Source organism: Thiomicrospira sp. WB1 (assembly GCF_001507535.1).
Classification (GTDB): Bacteria; Pseudomonadota; Gammaproteobacteria; order Thiomicrospirales; family Thiomicrospiraceae; genus Hydrogenovibrio.
In genome coordinates this window covers 199,738-218,725 of the sequence record NZ_LQBN01000002.1, presented here as the reverse complement: position 1 = coordinate 218,725, position 18,988 = coordinate 199,738, and the positions used below count along the sequence as shown (strand labels likewise).

General features: G+C 54.7%; 18 protein-coding genes and 2 tRNA genes. 7 read left to right on the top strand and 13 right to left on the bottom strand.

From position 1 onward, the window contains the following. The first annotated feature begins 219 nt into the window (after positions 1-219). On the top strand, positions 220-1,749 hold the full coding sequence (locus AVO41_RS05465; protein ID WP_068583913.1) for a class I SAM-dependent methyltransferase: 1,530 nt from the start codon (positions 220-222) through the stop codon (positions 1,747-1,749). Positions 1,750-1,802: 53 nt separating this feature from the next. Here AVO41_RS05465 and AVO41_RS05460 read toward each other — a convergent pair whose 3' ends face one another. After that, positions 1,803-2,855: an NADP(H)-dependent aldo-keto reductase gene (locus AVO41_RS05460; RefSeq protein ID WP_068583910.1), complete on the bottom strand. Its 1,053-nt coding sequence runs from the start codon at positions 2,853-2,855 to the stop codon at positions 1,803-1,805. Positions 2,856-3,085: 230 nt separating this feature from the next. On the opposite strand from AVO41_RS05460, the gene AVO41_RS05455 reads away from it, so the two are divergent. The 3 genes from AVO41_RS05455 to AVO41_RS05445 all read left to right on the top strand — a co-directional run bounded on the left by AVO41_RS05455 (position 3,086) and on the right by AVO41_RS05445 (position 5,303). Continuing rightward, entirely contained in the window at positions 3,086-3,505 is a 420-nt protein-coding gene (locus AVO41_RS05455) for a twin-arginine translocation signal domain-containing protein (RefSeq protein ID WP_068583907.1), read from the top strand. 92 nt (positions 3,506-3,597) lie between these two features. Further along, complete coding sequence (locus tag AVO41_RS05450) at positions 3,598-4,449, top strand: DUF692 domain-containing protein (RefSeq protein WP_068583904.1); 852 nt, start codon at positions 3,598-3,600, stop codon at positions 4,447-4,449. Positions 4,450-4,451: 2 nt separating this feature from the next. Further along, entirely contained in the window at positions 4,452-5,303 is an 852-nt protein-coding gene (locus AVO41_RS05445; protein ID WP_068583901.1) for a DUF2063 domain-containing protein, read from the top strand. Positions 5,304-5,386: 83 nt separating this feature from the next. Here the strand turns inward: AVO41_RS05445 and AVO41_RS05440 are convergent. The 7 genes from AVO41_RS05440 to AVO41_RS05410 form a co-directional block, all read right to left on the bottom strand. After that, positions 5,387-5,463, bottom strand: a tRNA-Arg gene (locus tag AVO41_RS05440). 85 nt (positions 5,464-5,548) lie between these two features. Continuing rightward, positions 5,549-5,639: transfer RNA gene (locus AVO41_RS05435), tRNA-Ser, on the bottom strand. Positions 5,640-5,741: 102 nt separating this feature from the next. Next, entirely contained in the window at positions 5,742-7,028 is a 1,287-nt protein-coding gene (gene serS / locus AVO41_RS05430; protein ID WP_068583899.1) for a serine--tRNA ligase, read from the bottom strand. Positions 7,029-7,074: 46 nt separating this feature from the next. After that, positions 7,075-7,482: a fluoride efflux transporter CrcB gene (crcB, locus tag AVO41_RS05425; protein ID WP_068583896.1), complete on the bottom strand. Its 408-nt coding sequence runs from the start codon at positions 7,480-7,482 to the stop codon at positions 7,075-7,077. Next, the gene (locus AVO41_RS05420; protein ID WP_068584783.1) at positions 7,483-8,856 is read right to left on the bottom strand and encodes a replication-associated recombination protein A; all 1,374 of its coding nucleotides are present in this window, start codon (positions 8,854-8,856) and stop codon (positions 7,483-7,485) included. Positions 8,857-8,858: 2 nt separating this feature from the next. After that, positions 8,859-9,521 (bottom strand): outer membrane lipoprotein chaperone LolA, encoded by a 663-nt coding sequence (gene lolA / locus AVO41_RS05415; protein ID WP_082676578.1) that lies wholly within the window; start codon positions 9,519-9,521, stop codon positions 8,859-8,861. Positions 9,522-9,563: 42 nt separating this feature from the next. Beyond that, positions 9,564-12,107, bottom strand: a complete 2,544-nt coding sequence (locus AVO41_RS05410) for a DNA translocase FtsK (protein WP_068583893.1) — start codon at positions 12,105-12,107, stop codon at positions 9,564-9,566. Positions 12,108-12,254: 147 nt separating this feature from the next. On the opposite strand from AVO41_RS05410, the gene trxB reads away from it, so the two are divergent. Then, a complete protein-coding gene (trxB, locus tag AVO41_RS05405) occupies positions 12,255-13,214 on the top strand; it encodes a thioredoxin-disulfide reductase (RefSeq protein ID WP_068583891.1) in 960 nt (319 codons plus the stop codon). Between the two features lie 68 nt (positions 13,215-13,282). After that, positions 13,283-13,990 carry an FKBP-type peptidyl-prolyl cis-trans isomerase gene (locus AVO41_RS05400; protein WP_068583888.1) on the top strand — a complete coding sequence of 236 codons (708 nt, stop codon included), beginning with the start codon at positions 13,283-13,285 and terminating at the stop codon, positions 13,988-13,990. A 280-nt stretch (positions 13,991-14,270) separates the two neighbouring features. Here AVO41_RS05400 and AVO41_RS05395 read toward each other — a convergent pair whose 3' ends face one another. Continuing rightward, positions 14,271-14,582, bottom strand: a complete 312-nt coding sequence (locus AVO41_RS05395; RefSeq protein WP_068583885.1) for a YqfO family protein — start codon at positions 14,580-14,582, stop codon at positions 14,271-14,273. Positions 14,583-14,668: 86 nt separating this feature from the next. Between AVO41_RS05395 and AVO41_RS05390 the strand changes: the two genes are divergently transcribed. After that, entirely contained in the window at positions 14,669-14,950 is a 282-nt protein-coding gene (locus AVO41_RS05390) for a hypothetical protein (RefSeq protein WP_068583882.1), read from the top strand. A gap of 87 nt (positions 14,951-15,037) precedes the next feature. Here AVO41_RS05390 and htpG read toward each other — a convergent pair whose 3' ends face one another. From htpG to recO, 4 genes are all read right to left on the bottom strand, one after another. After that, a complete protein-coding gene (gene htpG / locus AVO41_RS05385) occupies positions 15,038-16,930 on the bottom strand; it encodes a molecular chaperone HtpG (protein WP_068583880.1) in 1,893 nt (630 codons plus the stop codon). 151 nt (positions 16,931-17,081) lie between these two features. After that, positions 17,082-17,477: a holo-ACP synthase gene (acpS, locus tag AVO41_RS05380; RefSeq protein WP_068584781.1), complete on the bottom strand. Its 396-nt coding sequence runs from the start codon at positions 17,475-17,477 to the stop codon at positions 17,082-17,084. Between the two features lie 3 nt (positions 17,478-17,480). Next, the gene (pdxJ, locus tag AVO41_RS05375) at positions 17,481-18,218 is read right to left on the bottom strand and encodes a pyridoxine 5'-phosphate synthase (RefSeq protein ID WP_068583877.1); all 738 of its coding nucleotides are present in this window, start codon (positions 18,216-18,218) and stop codon (positions 17,481-17,483) included. 47 nt (positions 18,219-18,265) lie between these two features. Beyond that, positions 18,266-18,985 carry a DNA repair protein RecO gene (gene recO, locus AVO41_RS05370; RefSeq protein WP_068583874.1) on the bottom strand — a complete coding sequence of 240 codons (720 nt, stop codon included), beginning with the start codon at positions 18,983-18,985 and terminating at the stop codon, positions 18,266-18,268. Positions 18,986-18,988 lie beyond the last annotated feature (3 nt).

Here is an 18,988-nt window from a genome sequence, read left to right as displayed (position 1 = left end):
ATCGTTATCAGGCACAGAAGGCTGGTTTAAGGGTTTCATTTTACCACTCATGCGTTCAAAACAAGGTGAGCCAGATCAAATTATTCACAAGCTTTGACATCAAATTTAAAATTTCACGGTGGTCTCAGCAGATCAGTCAAATTTTGGTTAAACTATCCAGCGTTTTCACGCACGGTCATCCGCCTCAACCATCAATATTTTCAAACCGATGAGTCAGCTATGAAACACACCGACTGGACCGAAGGCTACACCTCCGACATTGGCTACACCTACGGTTATTTTAAAGAACTCAACCCCTTATCCATGCGTCTGGCGTTTTACAATGCGGGGCTGACCCCGCCTGACCTCAATGCCGAGACGCATGCCTGTGAATTGGGATTCGGACAAGGGTTGAGTTGCGCCATGCATGCCACCGCCACGCCGGTCAACTGGTGGGGCACCGACTTTCTGCCCGAGCAGGCCGGGTTTGCCCAAAGCCTGGTGGCGGCTTCGCAAACCGAGGCCCATTTTTTTGACGATGATTTTGCCACGTTTCTGGAACGTGACGACCTGCCCCAGTTTGACTTCATTGCCTTGCATGGGGTCTGGACCTGGGTGTCCGACCAAAACCGCGCCATTCTGGTGGAATTCATACGACGTCACCTCAAAGTCGGTGGTGTGGTGTATCTAAGCTATAACACCCAGGTCGGCTGGGCGCAGATGATGCCTTTTCGCAAACTGCTGACCCAGCATGTGGACCGTATGGGATCGCCCGGCGCTGGCAGCGCCCAGAACATTCGCAACGCTTTGAGCTTCGCTCAGGGACTGTTTGACACTGCCCCGGCTCACGCGCGCTCCCACCCCGCTGCAGCCAACAAGCTTCAGGAACTGTTGAACCAGGACCCGCATTACCTGGCCCACGAATACTTCAATCGCGACTGGGCCCCCATGGACTTTGCGGATCTGGCAGAAGCACTTGCACCGGCCAAACTGCGTTTTGCCAGCAGTGCGCATTATCTGGACCTGATTGATCCACTGAATTTGAGCGACGCACAGAATGCATTTCTGGAATCCATTCCCGATACGGCGCTGCGTGAGACCGCACGGGACTTCTGCGTGGACAAAGCCTTTCGCAAAGACTACTGGCACAAAGGCGCTCAGCCTCTGAGCAACCGGCAAATGGCCGAAGCGTTCAAACAGGAGCCAGTGATCCTGACCAAGCCTCGAGGCCGCATCTCGCTGGTGGTCGAAGGCGCATTGGGCGTGATGGATCTCAGCCCGGGCATTTACGACCCCATTCTGGATTTCATGAGCGACTATCAGCCCCATTCACTCGGGGAAATGCTGGATAACCTGCAACACATTGAAGGCATGGATTTGATGACGCTGGTCCAAGCCGCGTTTATTTTTGCGCATCGCGGCGAATGGCACAGTGCCCAGCCTGATGCCAGCCAGACCCAGGCACAAGCCGCCTGCGATGCCCTGAACCGTCACCTACTGAGCACACATGGAGACAAAACTGGATTGTTGCATCTAGTCAGCCCCGTCACCGGGGGTGGGATTCAAGTATCCATACAGGAAAAAGCATTGATCAGAGCCTGGCAGGCAGGCGTGCGCGATGCCAGTGAGCTGGCGCAAGCACTGAGTGAATCGCTCGAAGGGCAAAGCCTTCGCGAAGCCACCGACCAGGTGGCCGCACTGGAAGCCGCTGATGCCTTTGTGCAACGCTTTGTGCCCTTTTTACAGGGACACAAAATCCTTGAGCCCTAAACAAATCGCACTGGCTTTTAGCCGGTTTTCCGTTGTACCGCGTTGTATATCATTTAAGGACTGGGATAAGTGTAGCGCTGATGAATCGCTTCGATCCCAGCCAGAACCTCATCACTCAGCGCCACATCAACGCTGGCAATGTTTTCTTTCAGCTGGGTCATGGTGGTGGCACCAATGATATTGGCGGTCACAAACGGACGAGAATTAATGTAACTCAATGCCATTTGTGCCAGCGACAAATCATTTTCCCTGGCCAATTGGGCGTAAGCCTGCGTCGCCAGCGTGGCCTGCTCATTCAGATAACGGTCAAATCGTGGAAAAAGCGTGATGCGGGCATTTTCAGGTCGGGCATCATTCAGGTATTTTCCAGTCAACACCCCAAAGGCCAGCGGTGAATACGCCAGCAAGCCCACCTGCTCTTCCTGAGTGATCTCCGCCAAACCGACTTCATAACTGCGGTTGAGGAGATTGTAGGGGTTCTGAACCGACACGATTTTCTCCAGCCCCATTTCCCGAGCAATCTGCAACATCTTCATCGTGCCCCAGGCGGTCTCATTTGACAGCCCGATGGTGCGAATTTTGCCTGCTTTGACCTGACAGCTCAACGCTTCCAGTGTCTCACTGAACAGGGTCAGATCGTCGGGTTTTTCATTCAGCGTCGGGGGTTCATACCCCAGCTGACCGAAAAAATTGGTGGGGCGCTCAGGCCAATGCAACTGATACAAATCCACGTAATCGGTCTGCAGGCGTTGCAGCGAGGCATTCAATGCCTGCTCAATCTGCGCCGTAGTGTACCGGCTGCGCCCCTCTCGGATGTGCGACACGAACTCACCCGGCCCCGCCATTTTGGTCGCGAGTATGACCTCTTCCCGCCGTCCGTTTTGAGCAAACCAGTTGCCGATGATGGTTTCAGTGCGGGTGTAAGTTTCTGCCTTGGGTGGCACCGGATAAAGTTCCGCCGTGTCCCAGAAGTTGACGCCCTGAGCCAGCGCATAATCCATCTGCTCAAACGCCTCTGCCTGAGTATTCTGTTCGCCCCAGGTCATGGTCCCCAGACAGATTTCGCTGACCTCAATATTGGTGTGTCCCAGAAAATTGTATCGCATGAGTGTGGCTCCTTTTATTTCTTTAATCCTATCAAAGCCCACGCCGACAGACCACTTTCTTACCAGGCCTGGTGAAAAACCGGCCGGGCAATGTCGCTTGAGACGCTGATGTGATAAGTAGCTGAAACCCATACTTTTATTAGGCTTGGATTACTTTCAGAAGCGGCGTATCATGAGATTTGATATAACTAAACATTAAACGTTCTTATGCTCAACCAGAGGAGCCCATCATGAGTGATTCAAAAACGCGTCGTGATTTTCTAAAACTGGCCGGTGCTGCCGCGGCTTCATCCTTTGCAGGCCAGGCGTTGGCCTCAGACAGCCCATTCGGCATCAAAAAAATGGAACAAGGCTATGAAAACGTGCTGGCCGAAGGCAAATGCGGTGAAGGCAAGTGTGGCGGCGGCATGCCCGACCATGCAAAAGGCAAAGCCAAAGGCATAGAAGGCAAGTGCGGCGAAGGCAAATGTGGTGAAGGCAAATGCGGCGGCGGCATGCCCGACCATGCAAAAGGCAAAGCCAAAGGGATGGAAGGCAAGTGCGGCGAGGGCAAATGTGGTGAAGGCAAATGCGGCGGCGGCATGTCTGAACGCTATGAACGCAAAAACATGGAAGGTAAATGCGGTGAAGGCAAGTGTGGCGGGCGTTAAACCACAACCTTAACGCTTTGTCTTTCGCGCCTGTCATCAGAAAACGCCGACGACAGGCGTTTTCTGATGGTGATTAACCGCTAGGAGCAACCATGGCCTACACTGGACGCAAACCGATCGACGGCGTTGGGCTTGGCTTGAGACGCGATTTCATCCATCAAGTGCCCGATGACGCGGTCATTGATTTTTTTGAAATCGCCCCCGAAAACTGGATTGATCTGGGCGGGGCTTATGGCAAGGGCCTACGCCGACTGACCGAACGCTTTCCCTTTACCTGTCATGGTCTGTCGCTGGATCTGGGCGGGCCGCGCCCGCTGAATACCGATTATCTTCAACAACTGAAACAGTTTTTTCGCAGCCATGACATTCACTGCTACACCGAACATTTGAGCTACTGCGGCGACGAACAGGGCCTGCTCTATGATCTGATGCCCATGCCCTTTACCGAAGAAGCAGTGTATTACGTGGCCGATCGCATTCGTCAGGTTCAGGACACGCTTGAACAGAAGATCGGCATTGAAAACATCTCTTTCTACGCTCAAACGCAGTCTGACATGAGCGAGGCCGAGTTCGTCAATGCGGTCATTGATGAGGCGGACTGTGGACTGCTTCTGGATGTCAACAACACTTATGTCAATGCCATCAACCATCGCTACGACCCACGGCAATTCATTGAAAGCATGCCCGGCGAGCGCATCATGTACCTGCACATGGCCGGGCATTTTGACGAAGCCGAAGACTTGAAAGTGGACACGCATGGCCAGGACATTCAGGCCGAAGTCTGGGAACTGCTCGACTTCACCTACGACACCCATGGCCTGAAACCGACCTTACTGGAGCGCGACTTTAACATCCCGCCGTTTCCGGAACTGATGGAAGAAGTCGAAGAAATTCGTCGTCGACAAGAACGCTGGACCAACCGCCAACACAGAAAGGCCAGTTGATCATGACAAAAGACCAACCCGCTTTTCAGAGATTGCAGCAACACTTTGCCCGGCACCTGCGCGATCCCGATCAACCCTACGATCCCAGTCAACCGGGTGCCGCGACCATTGAAACACGCCGCCTCAACGTCTACGAATCGCTTTTTTTCAACAACTTTAACGGGTTGCTCGGGAGCATGTTCCCCGTCATGAAAAAATGGCTGGGCGACGCGCAATGGGAAGAGCTTGTACGCAGCTTCATGCAAACCCATGGCAGCCAAACACCTTATTTTCACAAACTGGGTCAGGAATGGTTACGGTTTCTGGCCCAAACCGACCATCCGATACTCAAGCAAACACCCATGTTAGGAGAACTCGCGCACTATGAATGGGTGGAACTGGCCGTGTCCATTGAACCATTTGAACCCTCACCCTTCCCAGCCCCACGCATTGACCAGGACCCGGTGCTGACACTCTCACCGCTGGTCTGGCCCTTGCACTATCAAACGCCGGTGCATCGGATTTCCAGCCAGCGCGATCACAATGATTCGCTTCAATCCGAAGCCACCTGGTTACTGGTCCACCGGGATAGCGAAGACAAAGTCCACTTCGCCGAACTGACGGCACCCATGTATCAACTGCTCAGAGCGTTTGCCAATGCCACAACACCGGTTTCAGAAATGGTGGGAACCCTGAGTCAGCCCCTTTCTGAGCAATCCGACTTCACAAGCGAAGACATCATGACTTCAGCCGCCCAGCTGATTCCACAGTGGATCGAGCAGCAATGGCTGATCTGCACCGCGCCCGAGGCCCCCCACCCCATCGTTCACAGTGAACAACTGCAACGGGCGGGCCAAACCGACTTGCGGCCTTAAACAAAAAAGAAAAATGCATCGAGCATCAGACAGGCAATAAAAAAGGCCTGCAATGTAAAACACATTGCAGGCCTTCGGAATAATGGCGCGCCCGGGAGGAGTCGAACCCCCAACCGCTCGGTTCGTAGCCGAGTACTCTATCCAATTGAGCTACGGGCGCTTGAAAAGAAAGCGTATTGTAGTGATTGACGCTGTTTTTGTCAATCGAAATGTGCCAGAATTTTTAAGCTCTCACACAACAAAAATGGCGGAGGACTAGGGATTCGAACCCCAGGTAGGCTACTAACCTACAACGGTTTTCAAGACCGCCGCCTTCGACCGCTCAGCCAGTCCTCCTGATGGGTGGGTATTATAGGGCGCTGACTTGAAATTGCAACCGTCTGCGCCCGGATTTTCCGATTTTTTTCGGTTTTATGACACTGGACTCTGTCCAATGATTTACAGGGTTTCTGTCCCGCCCAGATAGGGTCGTAAGACTTCGGGCACACGCACCGAACCGTCCGCTTGCTGGTAGTTTTCCAGCACCGCCACCAGGGTTCGTCCCACGGCCAAACCGGAACCGTTCAGAGTATGAAGCAGCTGGGGCTTTTCCTGACCGCTGCGATAACGGATCTGCATGCGTCGTGCCTGGAAGTCTTCGAAGTTGGAACAGGAAGAGATTTCCCGGTAGGCGCTTTGTCCGGGCAACCAGACTTCCAGGTCATACGTTTTGGCTGCGGAGAAACCAATGTCGCCCGTGCAGAGGTCCAGCACACGGTACGGCAGTTCCAGTGCTTGCAACACTTTCTCGGCTTGAGCCGTTAGCGCATCCAGAGCATCATAGGAGGTTTCCGGTGAGACAAACTGCACCAGCTCGACTTTTTCAAACTGATGCTGGCGAATCAGGCCTTTGGTGTCTTTGCCGTAAGACCCGGCTTCTGAGCGAAAACACGGCGTATGCGCGGTCAGTTTCAGTGGCAGTTGATCCGTATCGATGATCTCATCCCGATACAGGTTGGTGACCGGCACTTCCGCGGTGGGAATCAAATAAAGATCTCGATCCGAGGTGTCGTGTTCTTCGTGTTTGGCGATCTGATACAGATCGGCTTCAAATTTGGGCAGCTGACCGGTCCCGAACAGGCTGTCCTGATTGACAATGAAGGGCACATAGACTTCTTCGTAACCGGCTTGGTGATGACAGTCGAGCATAAACTGCAACAAAGCGCGATGCAGTTTGGCCATGCTGCCGCGCATGACCGCAAAGCGCGAGGCCGTCAACTTCACTGCCGCGTCATTGTCGAACCAGCCACGTGCTTCGGCCAGCTCAACGTGGTCTTTCACCTCAAAATCAAAGTCCGGCAACGTCCCCCAACGCCGGAGTTCAACGTTGTCGTCTTCACTGTCGCCCACCGGAGTGCTTTCATGCGGCAGATTGGGCACAGAGGCATAAATGGTTTCCAGCTCCTGCAACACCACATCGGTGGCGGCTTTGGCTTCATCCAGCTGCTCGCCCAGCTCAGCCACCTCGTCCAGCAACGGTTGGATGTCTTCTCCGGCGGCTTTGGCTTTACCGATGTTTTTGGAGCGCGCATTGCGCTCAGCCTGCAAATCCTGGGTTTGGATCTGCAGAGCCTTGCGCTTGGCTTCCAGCGTTTCTATCTCTTGTACGTTCAAATCAAACCCGCGCGTGGCCAATTGTTCAGCCAGCGTGGCTAGGTCACCACGAAACCGTTTCGGATCCAGCATGTTTTTGCTCCCACATTCTTGGTCTTATATGCAATTTAAAATTCTTTCAGGCGCCCGCAGACGGGTGAAAAAGCCAGCGCCCTAACGCCAACCCGGCGGCAACGGCCAACAGCGTGACCCCGACATTCAAAGCGATGTTAGCGCCGGCTTTCCACCAGTGTGCCGTCTGAATCAGTTGATAGGTTTCCAGCGAAAACGTTGAAAAGGTGGTAAACGCGCCCAGAAAACCGACGACCCAGAAGGTTTTGACCTCCACCGAGGTCGGCCACTTGTGCAGAAACGCCATCACCAGAAAGCCCAGCACAAACGCGCCCAACACATTCACCGCCAGGGTACCCCAGGGAAACCCGCGCCCAAGCCAGGCATACACCCAGTGAGACAGCGCAAAACGGGCCGACGCCCCAAGGGCGCCACCCAGCGCCACCATAATCAGTTGAGTGCCATGCAATCCCATTCAGTGCTCCCGATCGCGCCGCTGCCGTGTGGAGGCCTGATCCATTTGCGCCAGTCGCTGCAGCTTGTCAATGATTTTGATTTCCAGGCCACGGGCAACCGGCTGATAATAGCGCCGCTCGGGCATGGTTTCCGGAAAGTAGCTTTCACCCGCTGCATAAGCCTCGGGTTCGTCATGCGCGTAACGATAGCCTTCGCCATAATCCAGTTGTTTCATCAGCTTGGTCGGAGCATTGCGCAAATGCAACGGCACCTCGTCCGAACCGTGGGTTTTCACATCCTGCAAGGCCGATTTGTAGGCACTGTACACCGCGTTGGATTTGGGCGCGACCGCCAGATAGACGGCGGCTTGAGCCAGAGCCAGATCGCCTTCGGGGGATCCCAATCGCTCATAGGCTTCGGCGGCATCCACCGCAACCCCCAAGGCTTTCAAATCGGCATTGCCGATCTCTTCGCTCGCCATGCGAATCAAGCGCCGGGCTAGATAACGCGCATCCACCCCGCCATCGAGCATGCGTGTCAGCCAGTACAGTGCCGCATCCGGCGCTGACCCGCGCACACTTTTGTGCAGGGCTGAAATCTGGTCATAAAAGGCTTCACCGCCTTTATCAAAACGCCGCACCCCGCCCTGCAAGACCTCTTTGCAATGCGCAAGGGTCAAAACCACCAGGCCTGGTTGATTTTGGGTCGGCGGCAAAGTCTCTTCGGTGTTAAGCTCCGTCATCGGTTCGGCAAAATCGACGGATTGCTCCAGCACATTCAACAGACGGCGTGCATCCCCATCGGCGTAGTCAATCAACGCCGTCTCTGCCTCCTGCGTCAACACCAGAGACTGGCCCAAATCCTGTGCCAGCAGCGTCAGCGCCCGTTCCAGCACATGTTTGAGATCGGCGGCTTCCAGTGAGCGCAGCACATAGACTCTGGCACGGGACAAGAGCGCATTGTTAAGTTCAAACGACGGGTTTTCCGTGGTCGCACCGATAAAAACAAACGTCCCGTCTTCGACATAGGGCAAAAAAGCGTCCTGCTGCGCCTTGTTGAACCGGTGCACCTCATCCACAAACAGCAACGTGCCCTGCCCGAACTGTTCGCGTTGTTTTTGCGCCTGCGCCACCGCCTGACGCACCTCTTTGACCCCATCCAGCACGGCAGAAAGACTCAAAAACTGCAGCTGGGACTGGTGCGCGATCAGGCGCGCCAACGTCGTCTTGCCGGTACCCGGCGGCCCCCAGAAAATCATCGAATGCAGCCGCCCGCTATCAAACATGCGCGAAAGCGCTCTACCCGGCCCCAGCAGATGACCCTGGCCGACGTACTCGCTCAATTGACTGGGACGCAGTCGGTCCGAGAGGGGTTGATAGGCCTGAAACTCCATCATCATTCCAACCCAAGCACGTCCACGCCTTTGGGAGGCTCAAACTGAAACTGGTCCATCGACACCGGTTGGTTCTGCTCAATGTTTTCAAATCGCACTTTGGTCACATTGTCACTGGATTGATACATCCAGAGCTGCACCAGCCGACCTTTTTCATCCAGCGCGATTTCCAGACTCTGGAAGAAAGTGCCTTCACGTGGCGCCAGATTAAACCAGTGCACGCCGTCTTTGACCGAACCGGCGATGATGGTAAAACGCTCGGTCAAAGGCGCGTCATAGAGCAACCAGCTCAATGGAAAATCCCGTTCCAGCTCATTGAGTGCCTGAACCGTGACCTGGTCCAGATCCTTGTCCCAGATCCAGACATTCTGACCATCCACCACAATGGTCTGAGGCGTCGGCGATTCGTACACCCATTTCAACAGGCCGGGCCGCTCCAGTACAAAATGGCCTTCTGAACGGTGCTGTGAAAACGTGGACTCATCCGGCTGGGTTTGCACAAATTCGGCCTGATAGGTATTTAACGAGGCCAGAAAGTCATCCAGATAACCGATGTCGGCCTGACGCGCCATTGCGCTGGTTGCGTTGCTCCATACCAGCGCAGCCAAGAACGCCTGCGCCACTCTGCGTCCGAAAACCGAACGAAAAAAGAAAGCCAGTTGCATGCACATTTCCTTGTGTTTGGGGCTTGTCTCAGTGCTCACGAGTCATTCCTGTGATTTAGGGACCAGCACGTCGCGCCCGCCATTGCCCTTCATGGGCGAGACAATGCCTGCTTTTTCCATGGCTTCGACAATGCGGGAGGAGCGATTATAGCCAATTTTAAAATGGCGCTGGACGGAGGACACCGATACCTTCTGGTTATCAATCACAAACGCGACCACCTGATCGTACAAAGCATCCTGCTCGGCATCTTTTTCCAGGGTATCGCCAGCGTCGCTCTGCGGCCCCTGGGTCACCGATTCCAGATACTGTGGCTCACCCTGCGACTTAACAAAGTCGGCCACGGCATGCACCTCTTCATCGGAAACAAACGCCCCATGTACCCGCTTAGGCGAGCCGGTGCCTGGCGGCATATACAGGCTGTCCCCCATGCCCAGCAATTCTTCCGCCCCACCCTGGTCCAGGATGGTGCGCGAATCGATTTTGGTGTTCACCATAAACGAAATCCGCGTCGGAATATTGGCCTTGATCAGCCCGGTGATCACATTCACCGACGGGCGCTGGGTCGCCAGAATCAGATGAATTCCCGCCGCCCGCGCTTTCTGCGCGATCCGCGCGATCAACTGCTCAACTTCTTTGCCCACCACCATGATCATGTCAGCGAACTCATCCACCACTACCACAATGTAAGGCAAGGGCTCCAACGTCGGCGGCGGTTCCGAACTGTCCATACCGAAATTGGCGCTCTGTTTGTAGAGCGGGTCCACAATGGGGTCGCCGTCATCGATCGCGCCCTGGACTTTGGCGTTAAAGCCGGCGATGTTGCGCACCCCGAGTTTGGCCATCAACTGATAACGCCGATCCATTTCAAACACGCTCCAACGCAGCGCATTGGCCGCCTCCGACATATCGGTCACCACCGGCGTCAGCAGATGCGGAATGTCTTCATACACCGATAATTCCAGCATCTTCGGGTCCACCATGATCATGCGCACTTCTTCCGGCGTGCTTTTGTAAAGCATGCTCAGAATCATGCTGTTGACCCCGACCGATTTGCCCGAGCCAGTGGTCCCAGCAACCAGCAAATGCGGCATTTTGGCGATGTCCGCCACCACCGGCTTGCCGGAAATGTCTTTGCCCAAGGCCACCGTCAGTGGTGACTTGGCTTTTTGAAAGGTCTCCGAAGCGATCATCTCGCGAAAACTCACCACTTCGCGCTCATCGTTCGGGATTTCAATGCCCACCACCGACTTACCGGGGATCACATCCACCACCCGGACCGATTTCACCGAGAGCACGCGAGCGAGATCCTTGGACAGGTTATTGATTTGGTTGACCTTCACGCCCGGCGCGGGCAACACCTCAAACCGGGTGACCACCGGCCCGGGTTGCACCGCTTCCACTTGCACACTGACCCCGAATTCTTTCAGCCGCTCTTCCAGTTGAGCGGAGAGCGATTTGAGCTCGTCGTCGCTGAAGCCTTCGTCATAGTTCGGCACTGGCGACAAGAGTTCCACCCCGGGCAGTTCCCCGGCGCTTTGGTCAGGCACCGTCTCACTGGCCGCCGCCCGTTTTTTTACAGTCACGCCGGACGCGCCGGTTTTCTCCGATTTAGCAGAGGTGTCCGAGGCCGATGATTTCGAGGTGGCTTTCGCGGACAACTTCGGGTCTTTGCCGGACGCCGCTGTGGATGCATCGGCGTCTTCATCCAGGTCCAGCTTGGGCGTTTTGGATTTTACTTTTTTGGCCAGCGCCGCGATCACGCGCGGTTTGCCGGGTTTGCCCTGCTCATCCGGCTCAGAGGGTAGAATAATTGCCGGACCATTTCGTTCAGACGTTGCCTTGTCGTTGGACCCGCTCGCTTCGGCGGGTTTGGCTGTCGTGCCTGAGGCGGCAGACTGCTGTGCTTTGGCCCAGTCATACGCCTGAGAACCTTGTTGCCAGGCCTGGTCAAAAATCCATCTGGCAAGCTGACCGGTTCGATCCATAATGGTCATCCAAGAATAACTGGTGAACAGGCTGAACGCGAGCACAAACACCGTCAGCAACACCAGCGTGGTGCCCAGCAAATCAATCTGGGTTTTCAACCAACTGGACAACTCATACCCCAGCACTCCGCCGCCGGAAAATGGCAACACCACCCAGCCCAGATCCGGCTCCAGATACAGGGTGGCCAGTCCCGAACCGGCAATCACCATCAGCACCAGCCCGAATAGACTGCCGAAAAAACGATTGAGGTTAACGTCCCGGCCGACCCGGATTTTGAGCGTTACCACCGCTGAAATAAGCAGCCCCACCGGAATCAGAAAGGCAAACAGCCCCAGAAAATAGAGCATGAACGACGACAGCCAGGCACCGGTGTAGCCGCCTACGTTATGAATCAGCGTGATGGTGGCCACGGTATCAAAGGCGGGGTCATCCGGATGGTAGGTAAACAGCACCGCAAACATGAACAGCGCCAATGCGGAACACACCAGAAAAATGGTGTCTTTGACCAGCCAGTGAACGTTCATGGGCGCTTCGGTCAGATCTTCCGTGTCTTCGGAATGCGCCTTGTCTTTTTTAAAAACCGCTGGTTTAAACGCCATGCCCGACTCGAACCCTTTTTCTCGTCACGTTGCTGCCCATTATTTTCAATGCAGGGGAAGATGAAAAACGTTAGAATTTTAGCATAGTTTCGCGCAGGACTCAGGGCTTGCGCGCACCAAACCCGAACTTTTAACCAAGAGGTCATTATGAGCACAAAACACTGCAAGCTATTGATTCTGGGCTCCGGCCCGGCCGGTTACACCGCGGCCGTTTATGCGGCCCGCGCCAACCTGGACCCCGTCATCATTACCGGCATGCAGCAAGGCGGACAATTGACCACCACCACCGAAGTCGATAACTGGCCCGGCGACCCGAAAGACCTGACCGGTCCGGACCTGATGGTGCGGATGCAACAGCACGCCGAACGCTTTGGCACCGAGATTCTGTTTGACCACATCCACACCGCGGACCTGAGTGAACGCCCGTTTCGCCTCAAAGGCGACTCCGGCGAATACACCTGCGATGCTCTGATTGTGGCCACCGGTGCCTCAGCCAAATACCTGGGACTGGAATCGGAAGAAGCCTTCAAAGGCAAAGGGGTTTCCGCCTGTGCCACCTGCGACGGTTTTTTCTACAAAAACCAGAAAGTCGCGGTCATCGGCGGAGGCAACACCGCGGTGGAAGAAGCCTTATACCTGTCCAACATCGCCGCCGAAGTGACCATCGTTCACCGTCGCGACCGCTTTACCAGTGAAAAGATTCTGGCCGACCAACTGCATGAAAAGGCGGAAAACGGCAACATCAAGATTGAATTTCACACCGAGCTGGACGAAGTGTTGGGCGACCAGATGGGCGTGACCGGCTTGCGCCTGAAAAACCGTGAAAGCGGAGACACCAAAGAGATTGATGTGGCAGGCGTCTTTATCGCCATCGGCCACCAGCCCAACACCGGGATTTTCGATGGGCAGCTCGACATGGACCATGGCTACATCAAAGTCCAGAGCGGCCTGCAGGGCAACGCCACCCAGACGTCGATCGAAGGCGTGTTCGCCGCCGGCGACGTGATGGATCAGGTATACAAACAGGCCATCACCTCCGCCGGTGCCGGCTGCATGGCCGCGTTGGATGCCGAAAAATACCTCGACAAGCTGGAAGCCAAACAATAATCCAGTGACCGCCTACTTTTCACCCAAAAACCACCAGGCCTGGTGGTTTTTTAGATTCAGGAAATGATATGACGACGATCAAACACCTTACTGCTTCCGTTGTACTTGCTTTGGGCACGCAATCCGCACTGGCCAGTGCACCGCTGGAGACCACCAAGCAAAAAGCCAGCTACACGCTCGGATCGGACATTGCCAAAAACTTTGAACAACAAGGCATTGAAATTGACATCCCGGCACTGGTGCAGGGCATGGAAGACGTGTTCAACGATCACGAACTGCGTCTGGACGAAAGTCAGATGCAAAGTGCGATTGACGAGGTCAAGCAACAGGTGCTGGAACGCCAGAAAGAAGCGCGTAAAAAACAGGGGCAGGAAAATGCCAAGGCTGGCAGTGCGTTTCTGGCAAAAAACAAAAACCGTGATGAGGTCAACGTCACCAACAGCGGCTTACAGTACCGCGTGATCCAATCCGGCCAAGGCACCCCGCCCACCGAAGATCAGTACCTGACCGCTCATTACGAAGGGCGCCTGATAGACGGCACTGTATTTGACAGTTCTTATGAGCGCGGCACCCCTATCGAGTTTCAGATGAGTGATGTGATCAAAGGCTGGGGCGAAGCGCTGAAAAAGATGAAGCCGGGCGCGCAATGGGAAATTTTTGTGCCACCGGCGTTGGGTTATGGCTCCAAAGGCGCGGGCGATGTGATTGGCCCCAACCAAACCCTGATCTTTACCATTGAACTGATCAAAGTCGACGACGAGCGACCTAAGCGATAGGCTGCGTTAAGGCTCCGGCCTTGCTCGTTGGCAAATCGTTAGACAAAAAAAAACCCCGGTCACGACGCAATGCGTTCCGGGGTCTGCTTCCAAGCTATCGATCGTCAAAATCTGACCCAAAAGCGGAGCAATAATCGAGGAGGATGTTGAAAAATTGCTTCAACGATTTAAATTCTAACAAACAATATCACGCTTTCCTAATATAAAAATCACCTATCACGATAGATAAATTTTATAATCCCTTATAAACTTCTCAGTCTTTTCGTAAAAAAACGAACACTTATAAATCAATCACTTCCATCACATCATACGCCGGGGTCTCAAATGGGTGCGCTGCTTTCAATGCCTGGATAACCGCCTGAATGCGTTCCTTTGCCACCACCATTTCCACTCGCATCTCCTCAACCACTTCGGTTTGGTTTGCCTCCCCCAGAAACGGCTGACTGCCGGGCAGCGGTCGAAACTGGCCCCGACCGGCCACTTCCCAACTGCAGCGATCATAATGCCCGATCTGACCGGCACCGGCTTCGAACACCGCATCCTTGACCGTCTCCACGTGCGTTTTCGGAACATAAAAGCATAATTTATACATATTCACCCTTCATTTTTTTAAAATGGTGACCACGCTTATCATTCGCCCTGAGCGATAACGCTTCGAGCATGAAACAAAGAGGTCTTATGCGAAACTTACTCATTACCTACACCATTATACTGGCGCTGGGCATTGGCGCCATGGTTACCCAGATCCACTATCTTGCCAACATTGCCGGTTTCATTGGCGCCATCGGCCTGATGCTGGTGTTTTTCAAAGACCGTCCCGACGAAGAAACCCTAAGCCCGGAACAACAGGCGCACAACAAAAAAATGCGCCGCTATTGGTACATTGTGTTCATCACCGGGATTGTTTTCAGCCTGATTTTCGGCAGCCTCTGGAACAGTCACATGGGGCGCATGGTCTAGCTGCCCTGATTCCAATTCACTGCGGCCCGACTTTCGGGCATAAAAAAACCGGCAGATGCCGGTTTTTTTATGGGGACAGGGCCTGGATCAGATCACTTCACTCAGCAACGCGTTCATGCGTTTGATGAATTCACCCGGGCTTTCCAGCGTATCGCCTTCGGCCAGTTGCGCCTGTTCCAGCATAAACAGCGACCACTCTTTCAGCTTGGCCTCATCATCCAGCGCCTCCAGCTTTTTCACCAGGGCGTGATCCGGGTTGAGCTCCAACACGGGCTTCTGCTTAGGCACCGGCTGTCCCATCTGTTCCATCATACGGATCATCTGCGGCGTCATGTCACCTTCAGCCGGGACCACGCACGCCGGTGAATCGGTCAGACGGTGAGTGACCTTAACGTCTGCCACCTGATCTTCGATGGCTTTTTTCACCTTATCGGTCAGGGCTTCGCGCGCTTTTTTGTCCTCTTCGCTCAGATCCTTGTCCGCTTCTTCGTCCAGTTCTTTCAAATCGGCCGCGGTCACGGATTTGAGCTGTTTGCCTTCAAATTCGGTCAGATGCGACACCACCCACTCATCAATGCGATCGGTCAGCAGCAGCACCTCAATGCCTTTTTTGCGGAACATTTCCAGGTGCGGGCTGCCCAGTGCCGCCGCGTGGGTTTCGGCGGTCAGGTAGTAGATCGCTTCCTGATCCTCACTCATGCGGTCAATGTAGTCGGCCAGTGACACCCGCTGTTCGGTCACGGACGGTTCCTGCGTGGAAGTAAAGCGCAACAGAGCGGCGATTTTGTCTTTGTTGGCAAAATCTTCGATGATGCCTTCTTTCATCACATTGCCGAACTGATCCCAGAAGGTGTTGTAATCACTCTGGTCATCGGCTTTGGCCATTTTGTTTAACTGGTCCAACACACGCTTGACGGAGGCGGCACGAATTTTATCCACCACTTTGTTGCTCTGCAGGATTTCACGCGACACATTCAGCGGCAGGTCATTGGAATCGATCACCCCGCGTACAAAGCGCAGATACGTTGGCATCAGGTGTTCGGCATCATCCATAATAAAGACGCGCTTCACATACAGCTTGAGGCCATAACGACGGTCGCGGTCATAGAGATCAAAGGGCGCACGTTTGGGCAGGTAAAGCAAAGAGGTGTATTCCAGCGTACCCTCTACTTTGTTGTGCATGTGCGCCAACGGTGCTTCAAAATCATGCGACAGCGTCTGATAAAAGTTGTTGTAATCGTCTTCTGACAATTCGGACTTCCGCTGGGTCCAGATCGCGGTGGCCTTGTTGACCTGCTCCAGCGTCTTTTCACCCGTTTCTTTGCCTTCGTCGTCGGTCTGTTCTTCCCACATTTTGATCGGGAAATTAATGTGGTCGGAATAGGTGGTGATCACATTCTTCAGACGGAACGGCTCCAGGAACTCATCCATGTCCTCTTTCAGGTGCAAGACGATCTCGGTACCTTTTTCCGCTTTTTCCACGGTTTCCAGGGTGTACTCCCCTTCGCCGGTGGATTCCCAACGGGTCGCCGTGGCGGCTTCTTCACCCGCCTTGCGTGTGGTCAGCGTCACTTTGTCAGCCACGATGAACGACGAATAAAAGCCGACCCCGAACTGACCGATCAGATGGCTGTCTTTGGCCTGATCTCCGGTCAGGTTTTCCAGGAATTTTTTGGTGCCGGAGTTGGCAATGGTCCCAATGTTTTCGACCACTTCATCACGCGTCATGCCAATACCGTTATCCGTGATCGACACGGTGCGCGCGTCCTTGTCAAAGCCGACAATGATCTGCAGCTCGGATTCGCCTTCGGACAGTTTGTCATTGGACACGGCTTCAAAACGTAGCTTGTCCAGAGCGTCGGAGGCGTTGGACACCAGTTCGCGCAAAAAGATTTCTTTATTGCTGTAAAGGGCATGGATCATCAGCTTGAGCAGCTGATTGACTTCGGTCTGAAACGCATGGGTTTCGGTCTGACTCATACTCTGTCTCCTGAACGTAGGTTAAGCAGGGCGAGCGTCGCCCGTCATAGATGGAAATTAAAATCGATGTCAGAGGTATAGGGGCGGGGGAATTTTTTTCAAGAGGAAACAGGAAAATTTACCAGGCCTGGTAAAAAAAGGATCGAACCGCTTAAAGTTTTGCCATGCCACCGCCTTCTGCCACGGCGAACGCCAACGCATAGTGGCGCTCATCGCTGAGGCTAAGCGACCAGCGTTCAATGCCCAACCGTTCAGCGTGTGCCCGGGTCGCTCCAGACAACGCCACCTGCGGCTGTCCGGCGTCGGTGTGAACGATGTCAATGCCCTGGAAGGACACGCCCTGTGTAAAGCCGGTACCCATGGCTTTGACCACCGCTTCCTTGGCGGCCCAACGCTTAGCCAGAAATCGCTCGGGAAAGTCACAACGCGCGCACTCGTCCCGTTCGGAGTCGGTCAGAATGCGCCGGATAAAACTCTCACCGCGACGGGTCAGCAACTGCTCGATCCGAGCGATTTCAACCAGGTCGGTGCCAATGCCGGTAATCATCAATCAGGCGATTTTTCGGGCTTCGACCATCATGCGCTTCATGTCGGACACGGCGGTGGGCAGGCCGCAAAACACCGACTGAGCAATGATGGCATGACCGATATTGAGCTCTTCAATGTCTTTGATCGCCGCAATCGCAGCCACATTGTGATAATGAAGCCCATGCCCGGCGTTGACCGACAACCCCAAAGACACCGCCAGATCGGTGGCGGCCTGCAGCCGAACCAACTCCTGCTCAATCGCTTTGGGTTCGGTCAGTTCAGCATAAACACCCGTGTGCAATTCAATCACCGGTGCGCCCACTTCGGCCGCCGCGCGGATCTGAGCTTCCTCGGCATCAATAAACAGACTCACGCGCGTGCCGTTGTCAGCCAGTTTCTGGCAAAACGGCGTCAGCATCGCTACCTGTCCGGCCACATCCAATCCGCCTTCAGTGGTCAGTTCTTCGCGTCGCTCCGGCACCAGACACACGTCTTCAGGCTGGGTTTCCAGTGCAATGGCAAGCATCTCATCGGTGGCGGCCATTTCCAGGTTCACCTTAGTCTGGCGCATGTCCACCAAATGATGCAAGTCGGCATCCTGAATGTGACGTCGATCTTCACGCAAATGCAGCGTGATGCTGTCGGCACCGGCCATTTCCGCATCCAGTGCGGCCTTGACCGGATCGGGATAACGCGTGCCTCGGGCCTGTCTTAGCGTGGCCACATGATCGATGTTCACGCCCAGAAAAATCGGTTTCATGTCTAATCCTCAATCTGATTGAAATGTTTGGGGGTACATCCCCAGGTTTACGTGTCCTGGGAAAATAACGCCCGTGCTTGTATCGGCTGACCGTTCAAGGCTTGCGTCAACGCGGTTCGAAAAATAAATCGCCAGGGTTTTTGACAGGCGGCATCATAGTCTCCCTGAGCAAACGCCAGCAGACAATGCCCCGGCACCGTAAGCTCAATTGAATTGGGACCCACCGGCCAAAACCCGGCATCCGGCGCGAACGCATAGTGCGCGTGCGGATCAATCGGCTGGCCATCCAGCGACTGACGAAACTCAATCCGAACGCCCAGCTGGTCCAGCAATACCCACTCAAACTGGCGTAATTGCCAGGCCTGCTGAGCCCGATCTTTGGCATCGGCCAGTTGATACAGCGTCTGCTCGTAAGCTCGGTAAAACGGGGTCATGGCCACCCCTGGATAAAGCAAACGATACATCAGCTCATTGACATAAAGACCACAGTAGCTGGCCTCGCCCATCAGCGGGAAGCGAATGCCCGCCGCCTCCATGCTGTGCAGCGTCACCAGTTCTCCGCGGCCTTCGCGCCAACTTAAATGCAGCGGCTGAAACGGCTGACACAAGGCACGCTTAGCCGCCGCGCCTTTCTGGCCGGAGCGCAGCCCCCGGACCACGGCGGTCAGCTTCCCCTGCTCCGGCGTAAAGAAGGTCACCAGGGCACTGGTTTCCCGGTATGCCTTCTGATGCAATACGTACCCCGATTGAGTGATCGCTTGCGCCATGCA